At 59.3% G+C, this 4,041-nt stretch carries 4 protein-coding genes; all 4 read left to right on the top strand.

What is annotated here, in order from left to right; all coding sequences use genetic code 11:
• The first annotated feature begins 7 nt into the window (after nucleotides 1-7).
• Nucleotides 8-169, top strand: a complete 162-nt coding sequence (locus A3754_RS26310) for a chemotaxis protein CheB (protein WP_231880743.1) — start codon at nucleotides 8-10, stop codon at nucleotides 167-169.
• Nucleotides 170-176: 7 nt separating this feature from the next.
• The gene (locus A3754_RS22240) at nucleotides 177-1,313 is read left to right on the top strand and encodes a response regulator (RefSeq protein ID WP_063521373.1); all 1,137 of its coding nucleotides are present in this window, start codon (nucleotides 177-179) and stop codon (nucleotides 1,311-1,313) included.
• A 3-nt stretch (nucleotides 1,314-1,316) separates the two neighbouring features.
• Nucleotides 1,317-2,819, top strand: a complete 1,503-nt coding sequence (gene gspE / locus A3754_RS22235; protein WP_063521372.1) for a type II secretion system ATPase GspE — start codon at nucleotides 1,317-1,319, stop codon at nucleotides 2,817-2,819.
• Between the two features lie 15 nt (nucleotides 2,820-2,834).
• The coding region (gene gspF / locus A3754_RS22230) for a type II secretion system inner membrane protein GspF (RefSeq protein WP_063521371.1) at nucleotides 2,835-4,041 on the top strand (1,207 nt) is incomplete at its 3' end.

Genomic DNA, 4,041 nt, shown 5'->3' with positions numbered 1-4,041 from the left:
CGCAGGCATGGAATATATACACCGTAGAGGCGGAGTCACCATCGCCCAGTCACCGGTGAGCTCGGAAGCACCCACAATGCCGGAAGCGGCAATAACAACAGGTGCGATTTCCAGGGTACTCGATCTTGAGGCAATCGGGCCCTTCTTGGCGGAACAGGTTGCAGGGTAGTAAGCCTATGAAACAGAACATTTTGGTTGTGGATGATCACAGGGAAAACCTGATCGCGCTGGAAGCGATTCTGGATGCTGATGGCCGTAATCTGGTCATGGCCCAGTCGGGCAATGAGGCCTTGTCCCTCGCCCTGAAGCACGATTTCGCGCTGGTACTGCTTGATGTGCAGATGCCGGAGATGGATGGGTTCGAAGTGGCCGAACTCATGCGCAAGAACAAGAAGACCCGCCACATTCCGATCATTTTCGTTACGGCGATCTCCAAAGAGCAGAAATATGTCTTCAAGGGCTACGAATGTGGCGCTGTGGATTATCTGTTCAAACCCATCGACCAGAAAATACTGGAAGCCAAGGTCAGTGTTTTCCTGGAACTGGATCGCCAGCGGCGCAAGTTGCAGCAGGCCGTGGTGCAGATGAAGCGGCTCAAGGACGAGAACGAACGCTTGCTTCATGCTTTGGGTGAAGCGCTTATCGGAGCCAATGCCGAGGGCAAGGTCACCTTTTGCAATGAGGCGGCTTGTGCCCTGCTGCGACAGAACCGTGATGCCCTGGTTGGCAACGATATGGCGGAGCTGTTGTTCAATGACGATGCCGGCAAGTTGCGCTGGAGCTGGGACGACTCCCCGTTGCGAGATGCCTGCCTGCAGGGCGAAAGCTGGAAAAACGAGCACAGTTTGTACACCGCAGACGAGGACGGATTGTTGGCCTTGTCGGTGCGTGCCAATGCCATTACCGATGATACGGGGAACGTCACCGGCGTGGTGGTGGTACTGCGTCCTGCCGATGACGAAAACGATGTCAAGGACAGCGCCCGCGACCACCGCCGCAACCCGCGCAAGAAACTGTTCCGCGAGATGGTAGTGTTTGATCGCAGCACCGGTGGTAACGTGGGGCGGTTGATGAACCTGAGCGTGGATGGCTTCAAGCTGTTTTCCCGCCGGGAACTGCCCCATGGCGAACAATTGCAGTTGGGCATGGTGCTCCCAGACCAGATAGCGGGTGTGAATACGGTCAGTTTCGACGCCCGGGTGGTCTGGGCTGAAACCCTGGATGCCCCCGGCGAGTATCAGGTGGGCTTTCAGTTCCTGACGTTGAATGCGGTCACCCGTGATGTGGTCGAGAACCTAATGGACAAGTATTGAGCTATGACTGAGCACCTGGAGATGCCAGACAATATGGAGCTTCCTCCGTCGCTGCTGCCTTACGGCTTCGCGCGGCGCTATGGTGTCCTGTTGCGTGAGCGTGATGGTCACAAAGAGCTGTGCCACCGGCAGGATGTTTCCGTGGCCGCCCTGGGGGAAGTGCAGCGCCATATCGGTCGTCTGCCCCGGCTGGTGCCCATGGATGACACCGCCTTCACCGCAGCCATGGCGATCACCTATGAACAGCAACGCGGCGCGGCGGCGGAAGCGGCGGATGATTTGGAAGGGCTCGACCTGGCCAGCCTGGCGGACTCCCTGCCGGAAACCTCGGATTTGCTGGAGCAGGAAGATGATGCTCCCATCATCCGGCTGATTAATGCCTTGCTGCAGGAAGCCATTCGCGAAGATGCGTCGGATATCCATGTGGAAACCTTCGAGCGCCGCCTGGTGGTGCGCATGCGGGTGGATGGTGTGCTCCGCGAAGTGCTGACCCCGAAACGGGAGTTGGCGCCGTTGCTGGTGTCGCGGATCAAGGTGATGGCGCGAATGGATATCGCCGAAAAGCGGATTCCCCAGGATGGCCGGATTTCCCTGCGCATTGGCGGCCGGGACGTGGACGTACGGGTATCCACCATGCCCGCCAGTAATGGTGAGCGGGTGGTGCTGCGGCTGCTGGACAAGCAGGCCGGACGCCTTCAGGTGTCCCACCTGGGCATGGGGGACACCTGTGATGCCCACATGCGCGAGCTCATCCACAAGCCCCATGGCATTATTCTGGTCACCGGCCCGACTGGCTCCGGTAAAACCACCACGCTTTATGCCTCGCTGACCGAACTCAACGACAGCTCGCGCAATATTCTCACGGTCGAAGACCCCATTGAGTATCAGCTTGAAGGCATCGGCCAGACCCAGGTCAACACCAAGGTCGACATGACCTTTGCCCGCGGCCTGCGCGCCATTCTGCGCCAGGATCCGGATGTGGTCATGGTGGGTGAAATCCGGGATCTGGAAACCGCTGAAATTGCGGTGCAGGCCTCCCTCACCGGTCACCTTGTTCTGTCTACCCTGCACACCAATACGGCGGTGGGGGCGGTCACTCGTTTGCAGGATATGGGGATTGAGCCGTTTCTGCTCTCCAGCTCCCTGCTGGGCTCGTTGGCCCAGCGGCTGGTGCGAGTCCTCTGTGATGATTGCAAAACCCCGTACCAGGCCAGTGCCAGCGAGTTGGAAATGCTGGGCCTGCCGGCCAATGAAAGTTGTACGCTGTATCACCCTAATGGCTGTGAAGCCTGTAATAATCAGGGATACCGGGGCCGTACCGGGATTTACGAACTGGTGCTGGTGGATGACACCCTGCGCCAGTTGATCCACGACCGCGCCGGCGAGCTGGAACTCAACCGCCATGCCCGGACACTGACCAGCGGCATTCGTGAGGATGGCTGGCGCAAGGTGCTCGGCGGACATACCAGTGTAGAAGAGGTCCTGCGGGTGACCCGCGAGGACTAACGGGACAGCAGCCGCATGCCAGCATTCGAATACCGATCCCTGGATCACAGGGGCAAAATCAACAAAGGTACACTGGAAGCCGACAGTGCCCGCCAGGTTCGCCAGCAACTCCGTGACAAGGGCTGGGTTCCCCTGGAGGTTAACGAGGCCAGCGATACCAACAGCCAGGGGATGGGCCGTTTTGCCGGCTCCGGCAAGATCAATGGTGCCGAACAGGCGCTGATTACCCGCCAGCTGGCCACACTGCTGAAATCCGGCCTGCCGGTGGAGCAAGCCTTGTCAGCGGTTTCCAAGCAGGCTGCCAATGACCGCATTGAGCGGATTATGCTGGCGGTGCGTGCCAAGGTCCGCGAGGGCTACAGCCTGGCCCGCAGTTTCGAATCCTTTCCCCGCGCTTTTCCGGAAATGTACCGTGCCACGGTGGCCGCCGGTGAGCAGAGTGGTCACCTGGAGCAGGTGCTGGAGCAGCTCGCCGATTACCTTGAAACCCGGCATGACACGGGGCGTTCCGTGGCTCAGGCGATGATTTATCCCGCCTTTATCATGGTGTTTGCCTCCATCGTCATCATGCTGATGATGACCTTCGTGGTGCCCAAGCTGGTGGCTGTTTTTGAAGGGCGGGACCAGGCTCTGCCGCTGCTGACCCGTATTGTCATGGCCATGAGCGACTTTGCCCGTGGTTGGGGCTGGCTGGTGGTGTTACTGATCGTGGTCGGCGTGGTGATCTTCATGCGTGCCATGCGTGATCCACGCTTTCGCTTACGGGTGCATCAACGGCTGGTGAATATGCCTTTGGTGGGCACCATGCTGCGTGCTGGCGACAGTGCCCGGCTGGCCAGCACCCTGGGCATTCTCGGTCGCTCCGGTGTACCGCTGGTGGATGCCCTGTTTATCGCCGCCCAGGTGGTGGGTAATCTCGCGGTTCGTAATGCGGTCAAAAACGCCGCCGCCAAGGTTCGCGAGGGCGGCAGCCTCAGTCGTGCCCTGGATGCCAGCGGTTATTTTCCGCCCATGCTGGTGCAGATGATTGCCAGCGGTGAGGCCAGCGGTGAACTGGACAATATGTTGACCCGGGCTGCGGATTATCAGGAACGGGAACTGAGTAGCACGATCAATACCATGGTGGGGCTGCTCGGCCCGATCATGTTGCTGGTGATGGCGGGGGTGGTTGTAATGATTGTCCTGTCGGTCATGCTGCCGATCATGCAAATGAATAACTTAC

The organism is Alcanivorax sp. HI0083 (assembly GCF_001635175.1).
The sequence above is the reverse complement of the archived record's forward strand: the minus strand, read 5'-3'. Positions and strand labels throughout refer to the sequence as shown.